Source organism: Streptomyces sp. NPDC059668 (assembly GCF_042734135.1).
Taxonomy (GTDB): Bacteria; Actinomycetota; Actinomycetes; order Streptomycetales; family Streptomycetaceae; genus Streptomyces.
The window spans coordinates 493,737-518,246 of sequence record NZ_JBHWEL010000001.1 but is presented as its reverse complement, the minus strand read 5'-3'; the positions used below and the strand labels follow the sequence as shown (position 1 = coordinate 518,246).

The following is a 24,510-nucleotide window of genomic DNA, read 5'->3' as shown; positions in this document are numbered from 1 at the left end:
TGGTGGGTGTCCGGCTGCGGCCCGTCCCCGAACGGATGCGCAGGCTCCCGTCCCCGAACGAATGCGCAGGCTCCCATGAACGTGCCGGTGAGTCCGGGCCAGGATCTCGGTCCGGTGTACCTGGACCACAACGCCACCACTCCGGTCGACCCTCGGGTGGTGGCGGCGATGCTGCCCCTCCTGACGTGCGACTTCGGCAACCCGTCCAGTGGACACGCCCACGGCGCGGCACCGCGGGCGGCGCTGGCCCGGGCCCGCCGGCAGGTCGCCGCGCTCGTCGGGGCGTCCACGGAGGAGATCGTCCTCACCGGCTCCGGCTCGGAGGCGAACAACCTCGCGCTGCGGGGCGCCGTGCTCGCCGGGGGCGACGGCAGGCGCCGGGTGATCACCCAGGTCACCGAGCACCCGTCGGTGCTGGAGACATGCCGTGCGCTGCACCGCCTGCACGGGGTCGACGTGACGTGCCTGCCGGTCGACTCGAGGGGGCTGGTCGATCCCGCCGACCTGGCGGCGACGCTGGACGAGCGGACGGCCGTGGTCTCCGTCATGGCCGCCAACAACGAGACCGGCACGCTGCAGCCGGTCACCGAACTGGCCCGGCTCGCCCACGACCACGGCGCGCTGTTCCACTGCGACGCGGCCCAGGCGGCCGGCAAGGTCCCGGTGGACGTGCGCGCGCTCGGTGTGGACCTGCTGACCGTGGCGGGCCACAAGATGTACGCCCCGAAGGGCGTCGGCGCCCTCTTCGTGCGGGCCGGCGTCCGCCTCGAACCCCTGGTGTACGGCGGCGGCCAGGAGTCCGGGCTCCGCGCCGGCACCGAAGGCGTCGCCCTCGCCGTGGCGCTGGGGACCGCCGCCGAACTCTCCGGCGCGGAACTCGCGGACGGCGGCGGACGACGCCTCGAGGAGCTGCGCGACCGCTTGCAGGGCGGGCTGACCCGGGCGCTTCCCGGGCAGGTGCACGTGAACGGGTGCGCCCGCCGGCTGCCCGGCACTCTCAACGTCAGCATCGACGGCATCAAGGGACACGAACTGCTGGCCGCCGCGCCGCGCCTCGCGGCCTCCACCGGCTCGGCCTGCCACAGCGGTACTGGCGCCGCCTCCCCCGTCCTGCGCGCGATGGGCCTGGACGCGGCCCGGGCACTGGCGGCCGTACGGCTGTCGCTCGGCCGCTGGACGACCCCCGCGGACGTCGACCGGGCGGTCGAACTGCTGGTCGGCGCCGTGCGCTCGCTCGCCCCGGAGGAACCCGGCCGGTCGTCGCCCGCGGCGCCCCGGACTTGCGGCCGGTCCTCCAGCCGGTAGCGTCGGAAGGAAGCCGGGGGCCCTTGCGCGAAGGAGCGGGCGGATGGGCGTGAAACGGTGGCTGGACGCGTGGCCGGTCTACCGGCAGCTCACCGGCACGGACCCGCTGGGCCGCGGCAAGGCGGCACAGTCGGCCCGCTCCGCCGGTCTCGGTGCCCGCACGGAGACCGCGGACCGGGTGGTGAACTCGGTGTGCCCGTACTGCGCGGTGGGCTGCGCCCAGCGCGTCTACGTGAAGGACGAACAGGTCGTCCAGATCGAGGGCGACCCCGACAGCCCGATCTCCCGCGGCCGTCTCTGCCCCAAGGGCTCCGCCAGCAAGCAGCTCGTCACCGGACCGCAGCGCGAACAGCACGTCCTCTACCGGCCGCCGTACGGCACCGAATGGCAGCGGCTCGACCTGGACACCGCCGTGGACATGGTGGCCGACCGGGTGCTCGACGCCCGCCGCAAGGGCTGGCAGGACACCGACGAGAACGGCAGGACGCTCCGCCGCACCATGGGCCTGGCCAGCCTCGGCGGCGCGACGCTGGACAACGAGGAGAACTACCTCATCAAGAAGTTGTTCACCGCCCTCGGCGCGCTGCAGATCGAGAACCAGGCCCGTATTTGACACTCCGCCACGGTTCCCGGTCTGGGAGCCTCGCTCGGACGTGGCGGCGCCACGGACTACCTGCAGGATCTCGTCAACACCGACTGCATCATCATCATGGGCTCGAACATGGCCGAGGCCCATCCCGTCGGGTTCCAGTGGGTGACCGAGGCGAAGGCGCGCGGTGCCAGGGTCATCCACATCGACCCGCGCTTCACGCGCACCAGCGCGCACGCCGACCAGCACATCACCATCAGGGCCGGGACCGACATCGCGTTCCTGGGCGGCGTGATCAACCACATCCTCGGCAACGGCCTGGACTTCCGTGAGTACGTGCGGGCCTACACCAACGCGCCCTTCCTGGTGAACGAGCGGTTCCAGGACACCGAGGACCTGGACGGCCTGTTCAGCGGCTACGACCCGCACACCGCGGCGTACGACGCGTCGAGCTGGTCGTACGCGAGCGTCACGGCGCGGGAGCGGCCGGGCCGGAACGCGAAGGAGACCTCCGAGCCGTACCAGCACGGTGCCAAGGGACCGTTCGTCGAGGACGCCGAGGGGGACATCGAGGCCGACCCCACCCTGGAGCATCCCCGCTGCGTGTTCCAGGTCCTCAAACGGCACTTCGCGCGCTACACCCCGGACATGGTGGAGCGTGTCTGCGGGGTGCCGCAGGACCTGTTCCTCGACGTGTGCCGGGCCTGGACGGAGAACTCCGGCCGGGAGCGGACCACCGCCCTGGTCTACAGCGTCGGCTGGACCCAGCACTCCGTGGGCGCCCAGTACATCCGGGCGGGGTCGATCGTGCAGCTCCTGCTGGGCAACATCGGCCGCCCCGGAAGCGGGATCTTCGCGCTGCGCGGTCACGCCAGCATCCAGGGCTCCACGGACATCCCCACGCTGTTCAACCTGCTGCCGGGCTACCTGCCGATGCCCGACACCGGCCACGAGGACCTGGCCGGCTACCTGGACGTCGTCCGCGGCCGGCAGCAGAAGGGGTTCTGGGGCGACGCCGACGCCTACCTGGTGTCGCTGCTCAAGGAGTACTGGGGCGACGCCGCGACGGCCGAGAACGACTACTGCTTCGACTACCTGCCCCGGATCAACGGCGACCACGGCACGTACCGCACCGTGATGGACATGGTCGACGGGAAGGTCTTCGGCTACTTCCTGCTCGGCCAGAACCCGGCGGTGGGCTCGGCCCACGGCCGGCTCCAGCGCCTCGGCATGGCGAACCTCGACTGGCTGGTCGTCCGCGACCTCGTCATGATCGAGAGCGCCTCGTTCTGGAAGGACGCGCCGGAGATCGAGACCGGCGAGATCGTCACCGAACGCTGCCGCACGGAGGTGTTCTTCTTCCCCGCGTCCTCGCACGTCGAGAAGGCCGGCACCTTCACCCAGACCCAGCGGATGCTTCAGTGGCGCGACCAGGCCGTGGAACCCTCCGGCGACCAGCGCTCCGAACTGTGGTTCTTCCACCAGCTCGCCGTTCGGATCAAGCAGCGGCTGGCCGGATCGACCGACGCACGCGACCGCCCGGTCCTCGACCTGGCGTGGGACTACGAGGTCGAGGGCGACGAGCCCTCCCCCTCGGACGTGCTGCGCCACATCAACGGCATCGACCTGCGCACCGGGCGGACCGTCGACGGCTATCCCGACCTCAGGGCCGACGGCAGCACCGCCTGTGGCTGCTGGATCTACAGCGGCGTGTACGCCGGGGAGACCAACCAGTCCCGCCGGCGCACCTCCCGCCTCCGGTCGGGGCCGTACGACGCGGAGTGGGGCTGGACCTGGCCGCTCAACCGGCGCGTGCTCTACAACCGCGCCTCGGCGGACCCGGACGGGCGTCCCTGGAGCGAGCGGAAGAAGCTGATCTGGTGGGACGAGGAGGCCGGCGAGTGGACCGGCAACGACACGCCGGACTTCGAGCGCACCAAACCGCCGCACTACCGGCCCCCGGCGGGGGCGTCGGGCCCGGAGGCGCTGAGCGGCAGCGACGCCTTCATCATGATGCGCGACGGCAAGGCATGGCTGTTCGCCCCGGCCGGCCTCGCCGACGGCCCGCTGCCCACCCACTACGAGCCGCACGAATCACCGATGCGCAACCTGCTCTACGGCCAGCAGGGCAACCCGGTGCGCAAGGTCTACGGGCGCCCCGACAACCCGTCCAACCCGGCTCCGCCGGAGGCGCACACCCAGGTGTTCCCCTATGTGTTCACCGCGGCCCGGCTGACCGAGCACCACACGGCGGGCGCCATGAGCCGTCAACTCCCCTACCTGGCGGAGCTCCAGCCGGCGCTGTTCGTCGAGGTGTCGCCCGAACTGGCGGAGGAACGCGGTCTGCGCCACCTGGACTGGGCCCACGTCGTCACCAGCCGCACCGCCGTCGACGCGCGCGTGGTCGTCACCGACCGCATGGCCCCGCTGCGGATCGACGGCCGCGTCGTGCACCAGGTCTGGATGCCGTACCACTGGGGCTCGACGGGCCTCACCACGGGCGACGTGGTCAACGACCTGATCGGCGTGGTGGTCGACCCGAACGTGTTCATCCAGGAGAGCAAGGTGCTGACCTGCGACGTACGGCCGGGGCGCCGTCCTCGGGGACCGGCCCTGCTCGCGTACGTGCAGGATTACCGCCGCCGCGCCGGCATCACCACCGAGACCGGCACCCGTATCGCGACGGCGGGCGGTCACACCGAGCGTGCCCACACCGAACCGGACGACCGGCCGGAGGAACCGTCATGACGAGTCAGAACAGCTTCCACGGGCCGCTCCCGGACCCGGCCGGGGACGCCGGCCACCGTGACCACCCGCCCCGGATGGGCTTCTTCACCGACACGTCCGTCTGCATCGGCTGCAAGGCCTGCGAGGTGGCCTGCAAGGAGTGGAACGGCATCCCGGAGGACGGCATCGACCTGCTGGGCATGTCCTTCGACAACACCGGCATGCTGGGCGCCAGTTCGTGGCGGCACGTCGCCTTCATCGAGCAGGAGCGGCCACTGGGCGAGCAGGACGCCGGGCTCGCCGACCTGCCCGTCGGCCCGTCCAGCACGGAAGGCACGCCCGAGGTCGTGGCGGACGCCCTGGAGGCCGCGCGACGCGGCGGCGGCGACCTCGGCACCGCACCCGTGGACCTGGGCTTCCCCTCCTTCGCCCTGCCCGGCGCCGGGACGGGCGCGGAGAAACGCACCCAGTTCCGCTGGCTGATGTCCTCGGACGTGTGCAAGCACTGCACCCACGCCGGCTGCCTCGACGTGTGCCCCACCGGCGCCCTGTTCCGCACCGAGTTCGGCACCGTGGTGGTGCAGCCCGACATCTGCAACGGCTGCGGCTACTGCGTGTCCGGCTGCCCCTACGGGGTCATCGACCGGCGGCCCGACGACGGACGCGCCTGGAAGTGCACCATGTGCTACGACCGGCTGCGCGACGGCCTGGAACCGGCGTGCGCGAAGGCGTGCCCGACCGAGTCCATCCAGTTCGGCCCCCTGGACGAGCTGCGCGAGCGTGCCGACCGCCGCCTGGCGACACTGCACGAGGCGGGGGTGCCCGAGGCCCAGCTCTACGGCCGCGACCCCGAGGACGGCGTCGGCGGCGACGGCGCGTTCTTCCTGCTGCTGGACGATCCCGAGGTGTACGGACTGCCACCGGACCCGATCGTGCCGACCCGCGACCTGATGTCGATGTGGAAGCACGCGGGCGCCGCGGCGTCGGCGCTGCTGGCCGTCTCGGCGGCGGTCTTCCTGGGCGGGGGACGGCGATGAGCGGGGACGAGGGGACCGGTCACGGCGGTCGGCGCTCCGGCCGCGGCCGGGGAAAGGCCGACGACGGAGGCCGCGAGCAGTCCATGGTGCCGCGGGCGGAGTTCCGCTCGTACTACGGGCGTCCGGTGCTCAAACCGCCGGTCTGGGAGTGGAAGATCCCCGCGTACCTCTTCACCGGCGGACTGTCGGCCGGCGCCGCGCTGCTCGCGGCCGGCGCGGACCTGACGGCGCGTCCCCGGCTGCGGCGCGCGGGTCGCGTCGGTGGCTTCGCCGCCCTCCTGGTGAGCATGTACCTGCTGGTGGCGGACCTCGGCCGGCCCGCCCGGTTCCACCACATGATGAGGGTCGCCAAGCCGAGTTCACCCATGTCCGTCGGCACCTGGATCCTCGTCGCCTACGGGCCCGGCAGCGCCCTGGCGGCCACGGCCGAGATGCTGCCCGCCGCCTGGCGCGCCACGCCGCCGGGGCGACTCCTGCACCTGGCGGCCCGCCCGGCCGGCCTGTCCGCGGCCCTGTTCGCCCCCGGCGTCGCCTCGTACACGGCGGTCCTGCTCTCGCAGACGGCGGTGCCGGCGTGGCACGACGCCCGTAGCGAGCTGCCCTTCGTGTTCACCGGTTCCGCGGCGGCCAGTGCGGGCGGCCTCGGCATGCTGCTCGCTCCGGTGACGGAGGCGGGCCCGGCACGGCGGTTCGCCGCGGTGGGCGCGGCCGCCGAGATCGTCGCCTCACGGCTCATCGACCGGCGCCCCGGTTTCGTGACCCGGGCGTACACCACCGGGCAGCCGCACCACCTGCGCAGAGCGTCCGAGTACCTCACCCTGGCCGGCGCGGTCACCGCGCTCACCCTCGCCCGGCGCAGCCGCGCGGCCGCCGCCGTGGGCGGACTGGCCCTGATGGCGGGCAGCGTCCTGCAGCGCTTCGGCACCTTCGAGGCGGGCGTGACGTCCGCCAAGGACCCCGCCTATGTGGTGAAGCCGCAACGCGAACGCCTCGACGCTCGCCGCGAGGAGCGCGACGGGGACTGACCCCGTCCCACCACGACACGGGCACTGCCGGTCTCGTGAGCGGGTGCGACCCGCCGCCCCTCGGGGTCGCTCCGGTGTGGCGCGGACGCCAGGGGCACCGGCCGCCATAGCCTGACGGGGTTTCAGCCGGCAGGGCCCCAGTGAAAGTGCACGAGATGGACCGCGACCACGCCTCCGCCACGGGCTCCGCCCCGTCCGCCGACGCGCTGCGGCGGCTGCCCCGCACCGACGTGCTGCTGGCCGATCCCCGGCTCACCGAGGCCGCGCGACGACTGGGACGCGACCTGGTCAAGGACGTGGTCACCAAGGTCCAGGCACGGGCGAGGACGGGCGAAGTGCCCATCGACGAGATCGCCGACCGTGCCGTCGCCGCCCTGCCGGCCACCGCGTCCGCCCTGCGTCCGGTCATCAACGCCACCGGCGTCCTGCTCCACACCAACCTGGGCCGGGCCGCGCTGTCGGCGGCCGCCTGTGACGCCGTCCGGGCCGCCTCCGGCACGACGGACGTGGAACTCGACCTCACCACCGGAGCCCGTTCCCGACGGGGCTCGTCCACGCTCGACGCCCTGTTGCGTTCCGTGCCCGCCGCCGAGGCCGCGCACGTGGTCAACAACGGCGCGGCGGCGCTGGCGCTGGCCGCCACCGCGCTCGCCCAGGGGCGGGAGATCGTCGTCGGCCGCGGCGAGCTGGTCGAGATCGGGGACGGCTTCCGACTGCCCGACCTGCTGGAGTCCACCGGCGCCCGGCTGCGCGAGGTCGGCACGACCAACCGCACCACGCCCGCCGACTACGCCGCTGCCGTGGGACCGGACACCGGCTTCATCCTGAAGGTCCACCCCTCCAACTTCCGTGTCACCGGCTTCACCCGGGAGGCGTCCGTGGCCGAGCTGGCCCCGCTCGGCGTGCCCGTGGTGGCGGACATCGGCTCGGGCCTGCTCACCCCGGAACCAGTGCTGCCCGATGAGCCCGACGCGACGAGTTGGCTGCGTGCCGGGGCCTCCCTGGTCACCGCCAGCGGCGACAAGCTGCTCGGCGGGCCGCAGTGCGGGCTGCTGCTGGGCGACGCCGGACTGGTGCGCAGGCTCGCCCGTCATCCGCTGGCCCGCGCGCTGCGCGTGGACAAGCTGACCCTGGCTGCCCTGGAGGCGACGGTGCGCGGCCCTGAACCCCCCGCTCTGACCGCGTTGCGCGCCGACCCCGTGGAGCTGCGGCGGCGCGCCGAACGGCTCGCGGAGAAGCTGCGGGCGGACGGGTTCGACAGCCGGGCCGTCGACACCGAGGCGGTGGTCGGCGGCGGCGGCGCGCCCGGTGTGACGCTGCCGAGCGCCGCGGTCTCCCTGCCCGCCGGGTACGCGGCCCTGCTGCGCGGCACGGACCCGGCCGTGCTGGCCCGTGTCGAGGACGGCCGTTGTCTGCTGGACCTGCGGGCGGTGGCGGTGGACGCCGACGCGCTCCTGGCGGACGTGGTACGCCGGGCCGGGGCCCCGGGGGAGACAGCCGGGCGGGGAACGGGAACCTGACCATGCACGTCATCGCCACCGCGGGGCACGTCGACCACGGCAAGTCCGCGCTGCTGCGCGCCCTGACGGGGATGGAGCCGGATCGCTGGGCCGAGGAACGGCGCCGGGGTATGACGCTGGACCTGGGCTTCGTGTGGACGCGGCTGCCCGGGGCGGGTGACGTCGCGTTCGTGGACGCACCCGGACACGAACGCCTCGTGGGCAACATGCTGGCCGGCGTCGGCCCGGTCCCGGCGGTCCTCTTCGTCGTCGCGGCGGACCAGGGCTGGCAACCGCAGTCCGAGGAGCATCTGTCGGTTCTCGACGCGCTCGAGGTACGGCACGGCGTTCTCGCCATCACCCGCTGCGACCTGGCCGCACCGGACGCGGCCCGCGCACAGGCACTCACCCGGATCGCCGAGTCATCCCTCGGCAGGCTGCCGAGCGTGGCCGTGAGCGCGGTGAGCGGCACCGGCCTCGACGCGCTGCGCACGAGCCTGGTCCGGTTGGCCGGCGACCTGCCCGTCCCGGACCCCGACGCGGACGTACGGCTGTGGGTGGACCGCGCGTTCACCGTGCGGGGCCATGGCACGGTCGTCACCGCAACCCTCGGCGCGGGCACGGTACGCGTCGGCGATCGGCTCCAACTCGCCCGTGGTGGTGCGATGTTGCGGGTGCGCGGGCTGGAATGCCTCAAGGAGGCGCGGCCGGAGGCCGGCGCGGTCTCCCGGGTGGCGGTCAACGTGACCGGGCCGGACACCGGGACCCTGCGCCGCGGCGACGCGTTGCTCACCCCCGGCCGCTGGCTGACCACCGACACCGTGGACGTACGGCTGCGGGGCGCCCCGGCCCGTGATCTGCCCCGCGAACTCACGCTGCACGCCGGCTCCGCGGCGGTGCCGGTGACGGTCCGCCCGCTCGGCGAGAGCTCCGCACGTCTGCGGCTCGCGGCACCACTGCCGCTGCGCGTCGGTGACGCCGCGCTGCTGCGCGACCCGGGGCAGCACCGCGTCCCGGCGGGGCTCACCGTGCTCGACGTCCGCCCGCCCAGGTTGACCCGGCGCGGCGCGGCGGCCGCCCGCGACCGGGAGCTGCGGGCAGCGCCGGGAGGGGCCGACGGTGCCGGGGAACTACGCCGTCGCGGACTGGTCCGCCGCTCGGAGCTGCTCGCCATGGGCGTCCGTCCGCCGGAAGAGCCGGTCACCGGGGAATGGCTGGCGGACCCGGCCCACTGGTCGGCTCTGCGCGACCGCCTCGGCGACGCGGTCGAGGAGCACGCCGCCCGCAATCCCCTGGAGCCCGGCATGCCCCTGGAGACGGCGCGCCAGGCCCTCGGCCTGCCGGAACGAGCCCTCGTCGACGCGCTGTTGGCACAGTCGCCGGGGTTGCGGCACGCCGACGGCCGTGTCTACGGCAGTCAGGCCCGTCCCACGCTCCCGGCCCGGGCCGCGGCGGCCGTCGAGGCCGTGCGCGCGGGCCTCGCCCGCGCGCCGTTCCGCGCACCCGAGGCCGAGAGACTGCGCGAACTCGGCCTCACACCCAAGCTGTTGGCAGCCGCCGAGGCCGCCGGGGCGCTGTTGCGGATCAGCGAGGGCATCGTGCTGATGCCCGGGGCGGACGTGCGGGCCGCGGCCGTCCTCGCGCGGCTGGAACAGCCGTTCACCACCAGCCAGGCGCGTCAGGCGCTGGACACCACGCGCCGGGTCGCCGTCCCCCTGCTCGAATACCTGGACGCGCACGGGCGGACCGTTCGCGTGGACGGTGCGCTGCGCCGTTGTCGCGAAGGCCCTGATCCCGAACGCGGAGAACGGGACACGCCGTTCGGCGGAGACGGACGGGAATCGAACCCGCCTGCCCGAGTTGCTCGGACACCTCGGTTTTGAAGACCGGGAGGGCCACCAGGCACCCGTACGTCTCCCCGCGGGCCGTCACCGGCGCGACGCCCCGGCCCTGCGGACATCGAACCGTCGCCTCACCCCGCAAGTCAACGCGCCACACGGCGCTCCCCCTCACACGCAAGGACCGATGCAGCGATGACGAGCACCCGGACCGGCGGCCGGCAGGCACGACGGCAGGAGATCGTACGACTCACCCAGTACGCGCACGGTGGCGGTTGCGCCTGCAAGATTCCGCCGGGCGAGCTGGAGGAGATCGTGGCCGGGCTGGCGTCCCCGGGTGCGCTCGGCGGCGCCGGCCTGCTCGTGGGCCTGGACCACGGCGACGACGCCGCGGTCGTCCGGCTGCCGGGCGGACCCGGCTCGCTCGCCGCCGTCGCCACCGCGGACTTCTTCACCCCGGTGGTCGACGACCCCTACGACTGGGGCCGCATCGCCGCCGCGAACGCGCTCTCCGACGTCTACGCCATGGGCGGCACCCCGCTGGTGGCGGTCAATCTGCTGTGCTGGCCCCGTGACGTGCTGCCTTTCGAACTGGCGAGGGAGGTGCTGCGCGGCGGCAGGGACGTCGCGGCGACGGCGGGCTGCGTGGTGGCGGGCGGCCACAGCGTCGACGACCCGGAACCCAAGTACGGCATGGCGGTGACCGGCACCGTCGATCCGGGCCGCCTGCTGCGCAACGACGCGGGACGGCCGGGGACGCCGCTGTCGCTGACCAAGCCGCTGGGCCTGGGGGTGCTCAACAACCGGCACAAGTCGACGGGTGAGATCTTCCCGCAGGCCGTGGAGACGATGGCCGCGCTCAACCGTGACGCGGCGCGGGCCGCACTGGCCGCCGGGGCGGTCTGCGCCACCGACGTCACCGGCTTCGGGCTGCTGGGCCATCTGTACAAGCTGGCGCGTGCCTCAGGGGTCACCGCTGTCGTCGACTCCGCCGCGGTCCCGTTCCTGGACGGCGCCCGGGACGCCGCCCGCGCGGGACACATCAGCGGCGGCACCCGCCGCAACCTGGAGTGGGTCGCCGCGTCCACGGATTTCGGCCGCACCGACGAACTGACCCGACTCCTCCTCGCCGACGCCCAGACCTCCGGGGGCCTCCTCGTCGCCGGAGAGGTGCCGGGCGCCCCGGTGATCGGCGAACTGGTGCCGGCGGGACCGTACCGGCTGGTCGTGCGCTGACAGGAGTCGCGGTTCGAGCGGGCACTCCTCCGGGCGATCCGGGCCGGTGGGCCGCCTACGACGAAAGGGCAGTCTCATGTGGGCACGTGTGGACGGCAGGCGGTCCTTCGAGCTCGGCACGGCCGACGAGATGCGGACCGGGCTCAACCAGCTGGTCCTTTCGGGCAGGAAGACCGCGTCCACCGGGCTGCTGGCGGTCTACGCGGAAGAGGCCGAGGGCGTCGAGTATCCGGGCGAGACGCTGGCCCTGCTGGACAAGGACGGCGTCGCCACCGCGCTGATCGAGGTGACCGGCGTGGCGTTGAAGCCCTTCGGCGAGGTGACGTGGGACCACGTGGAGGCGGAGGGCGAAGGTCATGCCTCCGTGGAGGAGTGGCGTGCGGGCCATCGTCGGTACTGGGACCGCGCGGGCACTCCCGTCGACGACCACACGATGGTGGTCTGCGTGGCGTTCCGGCTGGTCGAGGGCTCCGGCCGGTCCGACCCGGCGGGCACGGCGGTCTGAGACCCCACGTCCGCGGGCACCACTTCCGCGGCTACGCGGGTGAACCGAGTGATGACAGAACGCGCACACGGGCGCGGGCGTGATCAGCTCGGCATTTACATTGTGCACAATCTAGTTGCACTCAATCGCATTGCCCGCTATGTTTTTTCCTGTCGCCCCGGGCCGAAGCACCCAGGACGGCGACCCGATGTCAGCTGCCACGCCCCGAAGGGGAAGTCACCATGAACCTCAAGACCGCGATCCGTCCCACTCGCAGGCGCGCCGCCGTGCTGGGAGCCGTCGCCGGCGTGGCGGCACTCACCCTGACCGCCGCGACGGGTCCGGCGAGCGCGGCCAGGGCCGAGCACCGTTCGTCGAAGGCGAAGCCCACGGTCGTGCTGGTGCACGGCGCCTTCGCGGACTCCTCCAGCTGGAACGGTGTGATCGAGCGCCTGCAGCGTGCGGGATATCCGGTGATCGCTCCCGCCAACCCGTTGCGCGGGCCGGCCAGTGACGCCGCGTACGTCCACAGCGTGCTCAAGAGCGTGAAGGGGCCGGTCGTCCTCGTCGGCCACTCCTACGGCGGCTCGGTGATCAGTGCGGCCGCCGTCGACTCCCCGCAGGTCAAGGCGCTGGTCTACATCGCGGCCTTCGCCCCCGAGAAGGGCGAGAGCGCGCTGGAACTGTCCAACAAGTTCCCCGGCAGCACCCTCGGCACCGCCCTCAACCCCGTACCCTTCCCGCTCCCCGGCGGCGGCACCGGCACCGACCTCTACATCAAGGCCGACAAGTTCCACCACCAGTTCGCCGCCGACGTACCCGAACGCGTCACCGACCTGATGGCCGCCACCCAGCGCCCCGTCGCCGCGTCCGCCCTGGACGAGAAGGCCACCACGGCCGCGTGGAAGACCATCCCCTCCTGGGACCTCGTCACGACCCAGGACTACAACATCCCGCCGGCCGCCCAGCGCTTCATGGCCCGGCGCGCCCACGCGCACACCGTCGAGATCAAGGCGTCCCACGCGGTATCGGTCTCCCACCCGGGCGCCGTCACCCGCCTGATAGAGCAGGCCGCCCGGGCCACCTCCAGCTGAGTCCGACAGGGGTCGGACACACCGGCCCAACACGCCTGTGGGCGACCCGGCAGGACCGGGTCGCCCACAGGCACATCAGGACGCGGCGCCGCTCAGCAGTAGAGGTTGTTGCCCGGAGCGACCCCGAGGATCGCCGTGAACTGCTGGTACGCGTTCACCCGGCTCTGCACCTGTGCGGGGTTGCGGCCGTCGCACTCCAGCGAGCCGTTGATGGAGCGGATCGTCTGGCCGAAGCCGGCCTGGTTCACCATGGCGTTGTGCGGCGTCATCGTGCCGGGGCCCGACTGCGTGTTCCAGTACCAGAGCCCCGTCTTCCAGGCGACGGCCGCGTCCTGCTCGACCCGCCACGGGTTGCCCAACAGGTCGATGCCGAGGGCGTCACCGGCGGCCTTGTAGTTGAAGTTCCAGCTGAGCTGGATCGGGCCCCGGCCGTAGTACGCGGCCTGCCCCGCCGGGCAGCCGTAGGGCTGGCCCGGGTCACAGTAGTGCGGGTAGTTGGCGGTGTTCTGCTCCACCACGTAGACCAGGCCGCCGGTCTCGTGGTTGACGTTGGCGAGGAAGGCCGCGGCCTCCTGCTTCTTGACCGTGTCGCTCCCGCTGTTCGCGAACCCCGGGTAGGAGCTCAGCGCCTGGACGAGACCGCTGTAGGTGTAGAAGCCGTTCCGGCCTGGGAACATCTGGTTGAACTGCGCCTCGCTGACGACGAATCCGGACGGGTTGGTGCCGCCACCGCCGCTCGCCGGGGCGTTCCACTTCTGGTTCGCCGCGCCCGTGCAGGTCCAGATCTGCAGCCGGCTGCCGTTGGCGGAGCTGTTGTCGCGGACGTCAAGACACTTGTTGGCCGCGGGGTTCACGATGTCGTGGGCCGCGGTGACCACCCACTGCTGGTTGGCGCCGCCGGAGCAGTCCCACAGCTGGACGGCCGCGCCGTCGGCGGTGCCGCGGTCCACGACGTCGAGGCACTTCCCGAGCGCCCGCAGGGTGCCGTCGCCGGAGTTCGACCAGCTCTGCGCGCCGGTCCCGTTGCAGTCGTAGAGCTGTACGGCGGTGCCGTTGGCATTGTTCGCGGCGGCCACGTCCACGCACTTCCCGGCCAGGCCGGAGATCTGGCCACTGGCCGCGTGCGCGGGCGGCGCGGTGAGGAACAGCGCGGAGAGGATCACCGTGAGGGCGGCTGTCACCAGGGAACGTCCCAAGGTGACCGGTCTGAAGGAGAAGCGTCCGGCAAGACTGATGAGCATGGGGGCATCGCTCCTAATACGGCCGGCGGCCGCGGCGGTGGGGAGGGAGCTGTGCGGCAAGGCACCGCGCCCGGAGCGGACTCCGGACGCGGCACCTCATCAGGTCTAGACCATGACAGGCTGACGGGACCACGTCAACCAATCGTGCGCGCCCCTGCCGCGGGCATCGCCAACGCCGTTTCGGGACGCGCCCGGTGACAGGACATCAGGTGGTCATGGTCAGGCCGCGCGGCTGCCCCCGTCGTCCGGGGCGGTCGAGAGCCACACGCACGCGTCCACCGGCAACGCACCGCCGTCCGGCAGTTCCGCGCCGGCCAGCACCGGCCGGCCCGCCAGTCCCAGCCGGTCCAGGTCCAGCGCCTCGGTCCCGAGGTTGACCACGCAGGTCAACTCACCCCGGGAGAAGGCGAGGTAGGGCGCGTCGGCCGGCGAGTGCCAGCGCAGGGTGCCGTGCGCGGCGACCGGGTGTTCCCGCCGCAGTCGCAGGGCCCGCCGGTAGAGGGACAGCATGGAGTCCGGGTCGTCATGCTGGGCGGCTACGGTGTAGCGGCCCCAGCCCTCGGGCTGAGGCAGCCAACAGGCCTCCGGCCCGGCCGTGGTGAAGCCGTACGGCGGCCGGTCTCCGCTCCAGGGGATCGGCACACGCGCCCCGTCGCGGCCGCGGTCCGCACCGCCGGAGCGCTGCCACAGCGGGTCCCGGATGCGGTCGTCGGGAAGGTGGGCCTGCGGCAGTCCCAGCTCCTCACCCTGGTAGAGGTAGACGGCGCCGGGCAGGGCGAGCATCAGCAAGGCGGCCGATCCCGCGCGCAGTTCGCTCCCCAGGCGTGTCGCGGGCCTTGGCGCGTCGTGGCTGGACATCACCCAGGTCACGGGGGCGTCGACGGCCTCAGTCGCGGCGAGCGACTCGTCGATCACCCGGCGCAGCTCGGGCGCGTCCCAGGGTGCTTCCAGGAAGGCGAAGTTGAAGGCCTGCTGCATCTCGTCCGGGCGAACGTACCGGGCCAGTCGGGCGGCTTCGAAGACCGCGGACTCCGCGACGAGCACACGCTCCCGGGGGGCCACCGCACCCGGCGGGGCGGGGTGGGTGTCGAGCAGGGTGCGCCACTCCCGGTACAGGGGGTGCAGTTCCTCCCGGTCGTAGTACGGCATCAAGTGGTTGCGCGTGGGGTCCTGATGCTGTCCGGGCCCGGCGTCGGGCAGGCCCTCGGCCTTGAACAGGGCGTGGGCCACGTCGATCCGGAAGCCGTCCACACCTTGGTCGAGCCAGAAGCGCAGGACTCGTGAGAACTCCGAACGTACATGGGGGTCACGCCAGTCGAAGTCGGGCTGCTCCGGCGCGTGGAGATGGAGGTACCACTCACCGTCGGGCACCCGGGTCCACGCCGGACCGCCGAACGCCGATTCCCAGTCGTTGGGCGGCCGGGCACCATCCGGGCCCTGACCGGCACGGAAGAGGTACCGTTCGCGCGCCGCGGATCCGGGACCGGCCGCCAGTGCCTCACGGAACCAGGGATGGTCGTCCGAACTGTGGTTGGGCACCACGTCGACGATGACCTTGAGGCCCAGGGCGTGGGCGCGCGCCGTGAGTGCCTTGAAGTCCTCCAGGGTCCCGAGGTCTTCGGCGACGGCGGTGTGGTCGGCGATGTCGTAGCCGCCGTCGGCCAGCGGCGACGGGTAGAAGGGCGTGATCCAGATCGCGTCCGCGCCGAGGTACCTGACGTGGTCGAGGTGCCGGGTGATGCCCGGCAGATCCCCCGTGCCGTCGCCGTCCGTGTCGGCGAAGGAGCGGGGATACACCTCGTAACAGACCGCGTCGCGCCACCAGTTCATGCCGTACGACTCCGTTCTCCCCCTGTGACGACCCGCTGGGCGCGGCCGCTGACCGTCGACGTCGTGGCGGCCTCGGCGACCGCGACGGCGCTCACTCCCGCACGCGCGTCGGCGACCGGTGTGCCGCCGGTCCCGGCGCACCGCACCAGGTCCGTCATGACCGCGCGCACGCTCTCGGCGTACACGTACGGCTTGCGTTCCTCGCCGCCCAGGTCCACGACCACGTCGACGCGGTGCGGCACCGCCCGGCTGACACCCCTGCCCCGGGCGGGTGCCGCTCCCCCGGCGTCACGGTGCACCGTGACGGACACGCTGTCGTCCGGGCGCGGTCTGTAGCCCGGAACGTGCAGCAACTCGGGCGCCCTGAGGGGGAGTTGTTCCCAGGACCGGACACCGGCATCGTCCGTCCAGGCCGTGATGACGGCGTGTGTCGGAATCCAGCCGGTGATGCGCGACTCGGCGAAGCCGTGGTCCAGGCGCATCAGTTGACGCTCGCAGCGATGAGCATGGGTGAAGGAGTGCAGGTGCGTGGCGAGGACGCCACCCGGGTGCACCACGTCCGCGACGACCATGTCGACCGGGCCGCCGGGACGTCGTACCGCTGTCGCCCTCACCTCCTGCGGATCGCTCCCGAGCAGAGCCCGGGCCGCGTCGAAGAAGTGGACGCCGTGCTCGACGAAGATGCCTCCACTGCGCTCCGGATCCCAGAACCAGTGGCCGACGTCGAGATCCTCGTCGGCGGCGTCGTTCTCGAACAGGAAGCGCCGCGGACTGTCCAGCAGGCCTTCGGAGATGAGCTGTTCCACGCCGCGCAGGAGTGGGTTGTAGCGCAGGACGTGGTCCACCACGAGGGTGCCGACCGCGCGCGACGCCTCCTCCCCCACCCGCTCGGCGTCCCGTGCGGTGGTCGCCAGGGGCTTCTCGCAGAAGACGTGCCGGCCGGCGCGCAGGGCGGTGATCGACAGCTCGGCGTGCGTGGCGGGCGGAGTGGCCACTACGACGATGTCGACGTCCGGACGGCCCAGGAGCGCGTCCAGATCCGGGCCGGCCGTGGCACGGTGCCTCTGAGCGAGGGCGTTCGCGCGCGCCGGGTCGGCGTCGGTCACGGCGACGACACGCAGCCCCGGCAGGCCGGCCACGGCGTCCAGGACGTACGCCCCGAACGCGCCGCAGCCGACCAGCCCGAGCCCCAGCTCCGCCGTCACGCCGTGCGTTCCAGCAGGGCGACGCCGATGTGCGCGTCGGCCATGCCGTAGAAGACGAACAGCTTGCCGTCGACCTCTTCGATCGCGGTGGGGAAGACGACGTTCGGTACCGTGCCGGAGCGCTCCTCCTCGGTCTCCGGCGCCATCAACGGCTCCGTGGAGCGGGCCAGGACCCGCGAGGGGTCGTCCGGGTCGAGGATCATGGCGCCGGCCGCGTAGGAGACGTTCTGGTTCTGCACCCAGGGGTCCTCGATGGTGCCGGAGACACCGTGGTGGATGAGGAGCCAGCCCTCTTCGACACGGATCGGCGCCGGGCCGCCCCCGATCTTCAGGTCCTCCCAGGGGTGCGCGGACAGCGCGACGAGCTTGTGGTGGCGCGGCCGGGCCAGGGCGCTGATGTCCTTCTCCACCTCGGCCACGGGCACGTAGGAGATCCAGATGCCCGGCCGTTCGTCCGTCAGGCCTGCCGGCAGGTGGACGCCCTCGCCGGGGCGGAACCAGCCCAGGTCCCACATCGGCCGGTGCAGCATGGCGTACGACGGCTCCCCGCCGGGTCCGGGGACCGGTTCGGGGAAGTGGACGACGTCCTTGTTGGGGAAGAGGTTGAGGTCCGTGTCGAGGTCGGGCTGGTAGGCGAACTGAACGGGCCCCAGACGGGTCCAGTCGGTGAGGTCGGTGGAGACGGCGAGGGCAGGCTTCGGGCCGAGCGGGCCGTAGGCGACGTACGACATGACGTGGCGGCCCAGGCTCGGGATCCAGGTGACGCGCGGGTCCTCGACGCCGGCGTTGTTCTTGCCCCGCTCCCAGCCCTCGTCGGGGGCCAGGACGACGCCGCGCCGCTCGACGCCGCAAGGGACGCCCTCTTCGTCGAAGAGGACCTTCGCCAGGCCGACGCGCGAGACGTTGCCCTCCGCGACCAGGCGGGGCAGCAGGTGGAGGGTGCCGTCGGGGGTACGGCCGGAGGCGGGGTTGAGGACGCCTTCCGTCTCGTACGGCTGACCGGCCAGGGGGGACATCACCATGCCCTTGCGGACGAGGCGGTACGGGATGGGGTTCTGCGGCGCGGGGTGGTTCACGGGGTTCAGCCCTTTACTCCGGAGTCGATGTTGGTGTGGGTGAAATGACGCTGGAACACGAGGAACAGCGCCACGGCGGGGAGAGCCAGGACGCAGGCGCCGGCCAGCAGCGCGCCGGTCGGGTTGGCGACGGTGCCCTGAAGGTTGGACAGGAATCCCGCGAGCGAGACGGCCAGCGGCTGCATGTCGGTGTTCTTGGTGACGAGGAAGGGCCACAGGAACTCGTTCCACGGGCCGATGAACGTCAGCAGGACGCCGGTGAGCAGCGCGGGGCGGGCCATGGGCAGTGCGATCGTCCACAGGATGCGCAGTTCACTCGCGCCGTCGATGCGTGCCGCCTCGAAGAGCGAGGCCGGCAGTTGCAGGAAGAACTGACGGAAGAGGAACACCGCGGTCGAGTTGATCGCGAAGGGCAGGATCATGCCCAGGTAGCTGTCGCCGAGACCGTAGTTGCGCACGACCAGCGCGTACAGCGGCAGCATCAGCAGCTGGAACGGGATGGTCTGGACGAGCAGCAGGGTGGCGAACACGGTGCCGCGGCCGCGGAAGGTGAGCCGTGCGAGGGCGTATCCGGCGAGGACGCCGAAGACCAGCGTGCACAGCAGCACTCCGCCGGTGACGATGCCGGAGTTGAGCAGTGAACGGCCGAGTGAGATGGCGCCGTTGATGGCCCGGTAGTTGGCGGTGGTGAAGCCGCCGGGCAGGGCTCCCGACACGTCGCCGGTGGTCGTCTTCTTCAACGAGCCGACGACCATGTAGTAGAAGGGGAAGAGGAAGGCGACCGCGCCCAGCGAGAGGGCGGTCAACTGCAGTATCCGGCCGGTCCGGGCTCTGCCGGTCGCGGGGCTCGGTGTCTCACGGGCCGCCGGTGAAGGGGTGGCGGCGGACTCGGTGAGGTCGGTGGGGGTGCTCATGGCGTCACTCGCCCCTCTCGGAGATCTTTCGGGCCAGCAGGGAGACGGCGAGGACGAACACCATGAGGACGATGCCGAGGGCGGCCGCGAAGTCGGGGTGCCCCTGTTCGATGCCCTTCTGGTACATGACGAGCACCGGCGAGACGGAGGCGTGGTCCGGGCCGCCGCCGCCCGTGAGCAGGTAAGGCTCGCTGAACAGGTTGGCGCCCGTGATGATCGCGTAGATCAGGACCAGCGTGGTCGCGGGGCGCACACCGGGAACGGTGATCGAGAAGAACCGGCGCACGCTTCCCGCGCCGTCCACGGCGGCCGCCTCGTACAGCTCCCGGCTGACGTTCTGGAGTGCGGCCAGGTAGAGCATCACGAAGAAGCCGAGCTGCTTCCAGGTGACGAAGAAGGCGATCATCGGCATCGCCAGATGGGTGTTGACGAGCCAGGACGGGTCGGGTGCCAGGCCGCCGAGTGCGTGGTTGACCAGTCCGTCCGAGCCGAAGAGGAAGGCCCACACGGCGACGAGCGCGACACTGGCGGTGACGTAGGGCACGTAGTAGGCGGCCCGGAAGAAGGAGCGGAAGGGCATTTTCGCGTTGAGCGCTGCGGCCAGGACCAGCGAAAGACCCACGGTCAACGGGACGTTGATCACCAGGAAGATCAGGATGTTGAGGAAGGCCCGGCCCACGACGGGATCGGTGAAGACGTCCCGGTAGTTGCTCAGACCGACCCAGGGCGAGTCCACGCCCGCGCCGGGCGCGGTGAAGTAGAACCGGTGGAAGGAGATCCACACCGTGTAGCCCAGAGGTACGGCGAACACGGCCAGGACGAACAGGACGTAGGGTGCGGCGAACAGGGCACCGATCCGCGAAGTGCCGCGCCGGCCGGGCCCGTTGGTGTGCGAGAGTGTCATGACGGGACCTCAGTACTCGGCGAGGATGTCGGAGATCTTCCCCGCGGCGTCGCGCAGGGCGGAGTCGACGGGCTGGCGGCCGAAGACGACGGACTTCGTCCAGGCGTCACGGAACGCCTGCCACATGTCGATGGAGCCGGCCACGTTGGGCACGTCGACGACACGACGCGTCTGGTCGGCGAACACCTTGTAGCCGGGGTTCTTCGCGAACCAGTCCGCGTAGGTGCCGGTCAGGTCGGGGCGCAGTGGCATCTGGCCGGTCGCGGCGAGGAACTTGCCGTCCTGGGAGGGCGAGGTGGCGAACTTCATCACGTCCCAAGCGGTCGCGCGGTTCTTGCAGGCGCTGAACATCGCGACGGACTTCAGGTCGCTGAAGGTGTGCACCGCGGAGGCGGGTCGGCCGTCGGAGGTGGGTACGGGGACGACGCCCCAGTCCACGCTGTCCTTGTACGCGGCGATCGCCCACGGGCCGACGGTGGCCATCGCGGCCTTCCCGTCGCCGAACGCGTCTCCGGGGTAGGCCTCCTGCGGCGCGAGCTTCTGCGCGTACAGACTGCGCCAGAAGGCGGCGGCCTTGCGGCCCGCCGGGGAGTCGAACTGCGGCTTGCCCTTCTCGACGAGGGGCTTGCCGCCGCTCTCGGCGATGAAGGCGGGGTAGAAGTCGAACCAGGACTGGAAGAACTCACTGCTCGGCGCCGGCCAGATGGCCGCCTTCGCCGCCCCGCTGTGGACGAGGGTACGGGAGGTGTCGAGGAACTGGTCGTAGGTCGCCAGCTTCGGGTGTTCGGGGTCGAGCCCGGCCTTCTTGAAGAGCTTCTTGTTGTAGAGGATCATCACCGGGTTGCTCTTCCACGGCAGTTGGCGGAAGGCCCCGTCCTCGGACCGGTACTGGTCGGCCAGTGAGCCGCTGCGGGCCTCGATGTAGCGCTCCGCGCCGGGGAAGTCGCCGAGATCGACGAGCCCGGCCTGCTTCTGGAACTGCGGGACCGACGCGGGCGAGGTGTTGAACACCAGGCAGGCGGTGTTGCCCGCGATCACCGAGGCGCTGATGGCCTCCTCGGACGTCTTGCCCGCGGGGATGTTCTGCGCGGTGACGTGCTGGTCGGGGTGCAGTTTGTTCCAGTCCGCCACCATCTGTTTGCCCCAGGCCGCCTCCTGGGCGTTGTTGGACAGCCAGACGTTGATCGGCCCGTGTGCCCTGGCCGCGGCCACGGGGTCGGGTCCGGACCGGGCGCAGGCCGCGAGTGCGCCCGCCATCGCCAGCGCGATCAGCGCGGACGCCGTTCTCCTGAACATGATCTCTCCGTACTCTTCGCGTCCGGCCCCGTTGCCGGACGCGGTCCCCGAGGGGCACCCCGCTCCTCCGCTACGCGGTCGGGGCAGGGCCCACAGACTCCCGGGGCAGGAACTCGGCCGGCGGCAGCGCGACATCGGGTGCGCCGCCGTCCCGGACAACCAGATCGAGGGCTCTGGCCGCCGCGATGCCCCAGCCCTCGGCGTTCGCGCGGGCAGAGGACAGCGGCGGGTGCGTGAACCGGGCCAGCGGCGTGTCGTCGTAGCCGATCACCGATAGGTCACCGGGGACGGACACCCCCAGCTCCTGCGCCACGGCGAGACCGGCGGTGGCCGCCAGGTCGTTGGCGAAGACGATCGCCGTCGGGGGCTCGGGCAGGGCGAGCAGTTCGCGGGTGGCCCCGGCACCGCCCTGCGCCGTGAACCCGCCGGAGCGCACCAGGTCGGTGGCGAACCCGTGCGCGGACATGGCGTCCTGCCACGCGCGGCGGCGCCGCTGGGCGTGGCGGAACTCCGTCGGTCCCTCCACATGCGCGATACGGCTGTGTCCCAGCGCGGCGAGGTGCCCCACGGCCGCCTCGAACGCCGGAAGGTCGTCCAGTTCGACCGCGCACAGCCCCTCGGCCCATTCCGGCCGCCCGAGCACCACGGCGGGCAGGCCGACCGCGCGCACCAGGGCGGGGCGGGGGTCGTCGACCCGCAGGTCGGTGACGAACACGCCGTCGACCCTGCGGTCGGCGGCGAGCCGCTCGTACACGGCCCGCTCGCGGCCCACATCGGTGACGTGCAGGACGAGTCCGTCACCACGCTCGGACAGCACGGACTCGATCCCCGCGATGAAGGCCGGGAAGAACGGGTCGGCTCCGAGCAGTCCCGGCTCGCGGGTCACGACCAGTCCCAGCGCGCCCGCCTTGCCGCGGGAGAGCGCCTGCGCCGGGCGGCTCGGCCGAAAGCCGAGCTCGTCGATGGCGGCGCGGATCCTGGCGGTGGTTTCCGCCGAGAGCCCGGGGCGGTCGTTGAGCACGAACGACACGGAGCTGCGGGAGACACCGGCCCGCCGAGCGACGTCGGCGATGGTGGGGCGGTGGGCCATGGGCTCCTCCGGGCAGCTTCTAAACCGATTTAAAAAGCGATGCGGTGAAACTAAACCGGTTTAGGTGGGAGGTCAAGAGATCTGAGCCACAGGTCTCGGAACAGCGCGGCGGGCGGCCGCGGGCGGCCTCGCTGGAGCACGGGCAGCGAGTGCCGGTGGTGTGCGGGCCGACTGCCCAGGTACGGGGTTCCGAGAGCCAGGGGTCACCGGGGCCACCGGGGCCACCGGGGCCACCGGGGCCACCGGCCATGATCGCCCGCCTGCGGAGCGATCACCCGCAGCCCTGGCCTCGAAGATCACGCGCAGGTGCCGCACGGCAGGGAGGCCGCGCACGAGGCACCGCGGGCCGAGGAGCCCGCGCCGACACGCCAAGTGGTGAAAGACGGGGTGACGTGAGATCGCCCGAACGGTCGGGTTTCGAACGGGCCGCGGCGCGCGGTGCGTGCCGTCGTAGCCGCTGCCAGCGTCGCACCGCTCCCGAACCATGAACTCCGTTGATTTCGGCTTCAGTTGTTGACGCCGGACAGAGCTGGGGATACAACCCGAGAGAGCGCTCTCACGCCTGCAGTTGCTCCAACCCCCACGCACGCCGGCTCGGCCTGAGGAGATCCCATGCAGACTTCCCCCAGCGCACCCGCCACCAGACCACCCACCGGTGTCTTACGTACCCGTACGGCTCTCGGCCTGGTCATCGCCCTGCTCGTCGCCTGCGTCGCCGCCCTGACGCCGACGTCCGCGCACGCCGCCGACCAGCTCCTGTCCCAGGGGCGCCCCGCCACGGCCTCCTCGACGGAGAACGCCTCCTTCCCCGCGACGGCAGCGGTCGACGGCGACCCCGGGACACGCTGGTCCTCCGCGTTCGCGGACCCGCAATGGCTCCAGGTGGACCTCGGCTCCGTCCAGCAGATCACCCGCGTCACCCTGAACTGGGAGGCCGCCTACGCCAAGGCCTACCAGATCCAGACCTCCACGGACGGGAACAACTGGACCACCGCCTACTCCACCACCACCTCCACCGGCGGCACCCAGAACCTCGGTGTCACCGGCAGCGGCCGCTACGTGCGCGTCTCCGGAACCACGCGAGCCACCCCGTACGGCTATTCCCTGTGGGAGTTCCAGGTCTACGGGCCCGGCGGCACCACCCCGCCGGACAGCTTCTGGGGCAGCACCAGCGACATCCCCCCGGCGAGCAACGCCGTCGAGGTGAAGATCCTCAACCGCACCAACGGCAAGTACCCGGACAGCCAGGTGTACTGGAGCTTCAACGGGCAGGTCCACTCCATCGCCGAACAGCCCTACCTCGACATGCCGGCGAACTCGGCGGGCCGCATGTACTTCTACCTCGGGTCGCCCAACGGCCCCTACTACGACTTCATCGAGTTCACGGTCGGCAACAACGTCTTCAACGGCAACACCACCCGGGTCGACGCCTTCGGGCTCAAGCTGGCCATGCGCCTGCACGCCAAGGACGGCTACGACGTCGAGGTCGGCGAGAACCGGCAGACCTTCGCCGAGGACCGCGCCACGACCGTCCAGCGCTTCACGGACGCGGTTCCGGACCAGTTCAAGGTGCTGGCGCGGACCCAGGCTCCGTACCGGATCATCGCACCCGGCAGTGACCCGAGCTTCCGCGCGGGCGGCGCCAACGCCAACTACTTCACGTCCTACGCCCAGTCCGTCGGCGTCAACGCGGCCACCTCCGACATCTTCGGCTGCGCCGCCTCCCTCGCGGCCAATCCCGACATGTGCGCCGCGCTCAACCGTCACGTGGCCACCCTGCCGGCCTCCCAGCAGTCCGACCCGGCCCAGTACTACAAGGCGGCCCCCGCGAACTACTACGCCAAGTTCTGGCACGACAACGCCATCAACCACCTTGCCTACGGTTTCCCGTACGACGACGTGGCGGGCCAGTCCTCCTTCGTCTCCCACGGCAACCCGCAGTGGCTCCTGGTCGCCGTGGGCTGGTAGCCATCCCGGGGGTACGCCGGACGTCCGCGTCCGTCCGACGGCACTCCGTCCGGCCCCCGGGGGGGGCGGCCCCCCCCCGCGGCCCCCCCGGGGGGCCCGGGGGGGCGACCCCCCCAGCGGCCGGGGGGCTCCGCGCCGAACCCCGCCTATAT

The 24,510-nt window shown here is 72.1% G+C and carries 17 protein-coding genes, 1 tRNA gene and 1 pseudogene; 10 read left to right on the top strand and 9 right to left on the bottom strand.

The annotated features are described in order from the left end of the window. Positions 1–75: 75 nt before the first annotated feature. The 6 genes and pseudogenes from ACFV2J_RS02280 to ACFV2J_RS02255 all read left to right on the top strand — a co-directional run. On the top strand, positions 76–1,305 hold the full coding sequence (locus ACFV2J_RS02280) for a cysteine desulfurase family protein (RefSeq protein ID WP_385096305.1): 1,230 nt from the start codon (positions 76–78) through the stop codon (positions 1,303–1,305). 43 nt (positions 1,306–1,348) lie between these two features. Then, positions 1,349–4,642, top strand: a complete 3,294-nt coding sequence (fdh, locus tag ACFV2J_RS02275) for a formate dehydrogenase (protein WP_385436990.1) — start codon at positions 1,349–1,351, stop codon at positions 4,640–4,642. Then, positions 4,639–5,658, top strand: coding sequence for a 4Fe-4S dicluster domain-containing protein (locus ACFV2J_RS02270; protein ID WP_385085161.1), 1,020 nt, complete (start codon positions 4,639–4,641; stop codon positions 5,656–5,658). The genes fdh and ACFV2J_RS02270 overlap by 4 nt, the downstream gene beginning before the upstream one ends. Continuing rightward, positions 5,655–6,683, top strand: a complete 1,029-nt coding sequence (gene nrfD / locus ACFV2J_RS02265) for an NrfD/PsrC family molybdoenzyme membrane anchor subunit (RefSeq protein WP_385436987.1) — start codon at positions 5,655–5,657, stop codon at positions 6,681–6,683. The genes ACFV2J_RS02270 and nrfD overlap by 4 nt, the downstream gene beginning before the upstream one ends. A gap of 155 nt (positions 6,684–6,838) precedes the next feature. Further along, on the top strand, positions 6,839–8,203 hold the full coding sequence (selA, locus tag ACFV2J_RS02260; RefSeq protein ID WP_385085165.1) for an L-seryl-tRNA(Sec) selenium transferase: 1,365 nt from the start codon (positions 6,839–6,841) through the stop codon (positions 8,201–8,203). A 2-nt stretch (positions 8,204–8,205) separates the two neighbouring features. After that, positions 8,206–9,885 (top strand): annotated as a pseudogene (locus ACFV2J_RS02255) (GTP-binding protein); the annotation flags it as partial. 122 nt (positions 9,886–10,007) lie between these two features. On the opposite strand, the gene ACFV2J_RS02250 reads toward ACFV2J_RS02255, so the two are convergent. Beyond that, a tRNA-Sec gene (locus tag ACFV2J_RS02250) sits at positions 10,008–10,100 on the bottom strand. 115 nt (positions 10,101–10,215) lie between these two features. Here ACFV2J_RS02250 and selD point away from each other — a divergent pair. From selD to ACFV2J_RS02235, 3 genes are all read left to right on the top strand, one after another. Continuing rightward, positions 10,216–11,256 carry a selenide, water dikinase SelD gene (gene selD / locus ACFV2J_RS02245; protein WP_385085169.1) on the top strand — a complete coding sequence of 347 codons (1,041 nt, stop codon included), beginning with the start codon at positions 10,216–10,218 and terminating at the stop codon, positions 11,254–11,256. 76 nt (positions 11,257–11,332) lie between these two features. Next, positions 11,333–11,761: an ASCH domain-containing protein gene (locus ACFV2J_RS02240; RefSeq protein ID WP_385085171.1), complete on the top strand. Its 429-nt coding sequence runs from the start codon at positions 11,333–11,335 to the stop codon at positions 11,759–11,761. 221 nt (positions 11,762–11,982) lie between these two features. Further along, positions 11,983–12,834, top strand: a complete 852-nt coding sequence (locus tag ACFV2J_RS02235) for an alpha/beta fold hydrolase (protein WP_385085173.1) — start codon at positions 11,983–11,985, stop codon at positions 12,832–12,834. 92 nt (positions 12,835–12,926) lie between these two features. Here the strand turns inward: ACFV2J_RS02235 and ACFV2J_RS02230 are convergent, their stop codons facing one another. The 8 genes from ACFV2J_RS02230 to ACFV2J_RS02195 all read right to left on the bottom strand — a co-directional run bounded on the left by ACFV2J_RS02230 (position 12,927) and on the right by ACFV2J_RS02195 (position 22,390). Further along, positions 12,927–14,075 carry a glycoside hydrolase family 19 protein gene (locus ACFV2J_RS02230; RefSeq protein ID WP_385085175.1) on the bottom strand — a complete coding sequence of 383 codons (1,149 nt, stop codon included), beginning with the start codon at positions 14,073–14,075 and terminating at the stop codon, positions 12,927–12,929. Positions 14,076–14,294: 219 nt separating this feature from the next. Then, a complete protein-coding gene (locus tag ACFV2J_RS02225; RefSeq protein ID WP_385085177.1) occupies positions 14,295–15,905 on the bottom strand; it encodes a glycoside hydrolase family 13 protein in 1,611 nt (536 codons plus the stop codon). Further along, complete coding sequence (locus ACFV2J_RS02220; RefSeq protein WP_385436982.1) at positions 15,902–17,110, bottom strand: Gfo/Idh/MocA family protein; 1,209 nt, start codon at positions 17,108–17,110, stop codon at positions 15,902–15,904. Before ACFV2J_RS02220 ends, ACFV2J_RS02225 begins: the two co-directional genes overlap by 4 nt. Then, positions 17,107–18,132 (bottom strand): glycosidase, encoded by a 1,026-nt coding sequence (locus ACFV2J_RS02215; protein WP_385085190.1) that lies wholly within the window; start codon positions 18,130–18,132, stop codon positions 17,107–17,109. The genes ACFV2J_RS02220 and ACFV2J_RS02215 overlap by 4 nt, the downstream gene beginning before the upstream one ends. A 59-nt stretch (positions 18,133–18,191) precedes the next feature. Beyond that, a complete protein-coding gene (locus ACFV2J_RS02210) occupies positions 18,192–19,100 on the bottom strand; it encodes a carbohydrate ABC transporter permease (protein WP_385436980.1) in 909 nt (302 codons plus the stop codon). Between the two features lie 4 nt (positions 19,101–19,104). Continuing rightward, entirely contained in the window at positions 19,105–20,004 is a 900-nt protein-coding gene (locus ACFV2J_RS02205; protein WP_385085182.1) for a carbohydrate ABC transporter permease, read from the bottom strand. Positions 20,005–20,013: 9 nt separating this feature from the next. Continuing rightward, on the bottom strand, positions 20,014–21,300 hold the full coding sequence (locus tag ACFV2J_RS02200; protein ID WP_385085184.1) for an extracellular solute-binding protein: 1,287 nt from the start codon (positions 21,298–21,300) through the stop codon (positions 20,014–20,016). A 70-nt stretch (positions 21,301–21,370) separates the two neighbouring features. Continuing rightward, positions 21,371–22,390 (bottom strand): LacI family DNA-binding transcriptional regulator, encoded by a 1,020-nt coding sequence (locus ACFV2J_RS02195; RefSeq protein WP_385085186.1) that lies wholly within the window; start codon positions 22,388–22,390, stop codon positions 21,371–21,373. 612 nt (positions 22,391–23,002) lie between these two features. Between ACFV2J_RS02195 and ACFV2J_RS02190 the strand changes: the two genes are divergently transcribed. Then, positions 23,003–24,358, top strand: coding sequence for a beta-1,3-glucanase family protein (locus ACFV2J_RS02190; RefSeq protein WP_385085188.1), 1,356 nt, complete (start codon positions 23,003–23,005; stop codon positions 24,356–24,358). Positions 24,359–24,510 lie beyond the last annotated feature (152 nt).

Bases quoted from the DNA above. Each gene is read 5' to 3' on its own strand.
- ACFV2J_RS02280 (WP_385096305.1), top strand. From the start codon at position 76: ATGAACGTGCCGGTGAGTCCGGGCCAGGATCTCGGTCCGGTGTACCTG.
- ACFV2J_RS02270 (WP_385085161.1), top strand. From the start codon at position 4,639: ATGACGAGTCAGAACAGCTTCCACGGGCCGCTCCCGGACCCGGCCGGG.
- nrfD (WP_385436987.1), top strand. From the start codon at position 5,655: ATGAGCGGGGACGAGGGGACCGGTCACGGCGGTCGGCGCTCCGGCCGC.
- selA (WP_385085165.1), top strand. From the start codon at position 6,839: ATGGACCGCGACCACGCCTCCGCCACGGGCTCCGCCCCGTCCGCCGAC.
- selD (WP_385085169.1), top strand. From the start codon at position 10,216: ATGACGAGCACCCGGACCGGCGGCCGGCAGGCACGACGGCAGGAGATC.
- ACFV2J_RS02240 (WP_385085171.1), top strand. From the start codon at position 11,333: ATGTGGGCACGTGTGGACGGCAGGCGGTCCTTCGAGCTCGGCACGGCC.
- ACFV2J_RS02235 (WP_385085173.1), top strand. From the start codon at position 11,983: ATGAACCTCAAGACCGCGATCCGTCCCACTCGCAGGCGCGCCGCCGTG.
- ACFV2J_RS02230 (WP_385085175.1), bottom strand. From the start codon at position 14,075: ATGCTCATCAGTCTTGCCGGACGCTTCTCCTTCAGACCGGTCACCTTG.
- ACFV2J_RS02225 (WP_385085177.1), bottom strand. From the start codon at position 15,905: ATGAACTGGTGGCGCGACGCGGTCTGTTACGAGGTGTATCCCCGCTCC.
- ACFV2J_RS02215 (WP_385085190.1), bottom strand. From the start codon at position 18,132: ATGGTGATGTCCCCCCTGGCCGGTCAGCCGTACGAGACGGAAGGCGTC.
- ACFV2J_RS02210 (WP_385436980.1), bottom strand. From the start codon at position 19,100: ATGAGCACCCCCACCGACCTCACCGAGTCCGCCGCCACCCCTTCACCG.
- ACFV2J_RS02205 (WP_385085182.1), bottom strand. From the start codon at position 20,004: ATGACACTCTCGCACACCAACGGGCCCGGCCGGCGCGGCACTTCGCGG.
- ACFV2J_RS02200 (WP_385085184.1), bottom strand. From the start codon at position 21,300: ATGTTCAGGAGAACGGCGTCCGCGCTGATCGCGCTGGCGATGGCGGGC.
- ACFV2J_RS02195 (WP_385085186.1), bottom strand. From the start codon at position 22,390: ATGGCCCACCGCCCCACCATCGCCGACGTCGCTCGGCGGGCCGGTGTC.
- ACFV2J_RS02190 (WP_385085188.1), top strand. From the start codon at position 23,003: ATGCAGACTTCCCCCAGCGCACCCGCCACCAGACCACCCACCGGTGTC.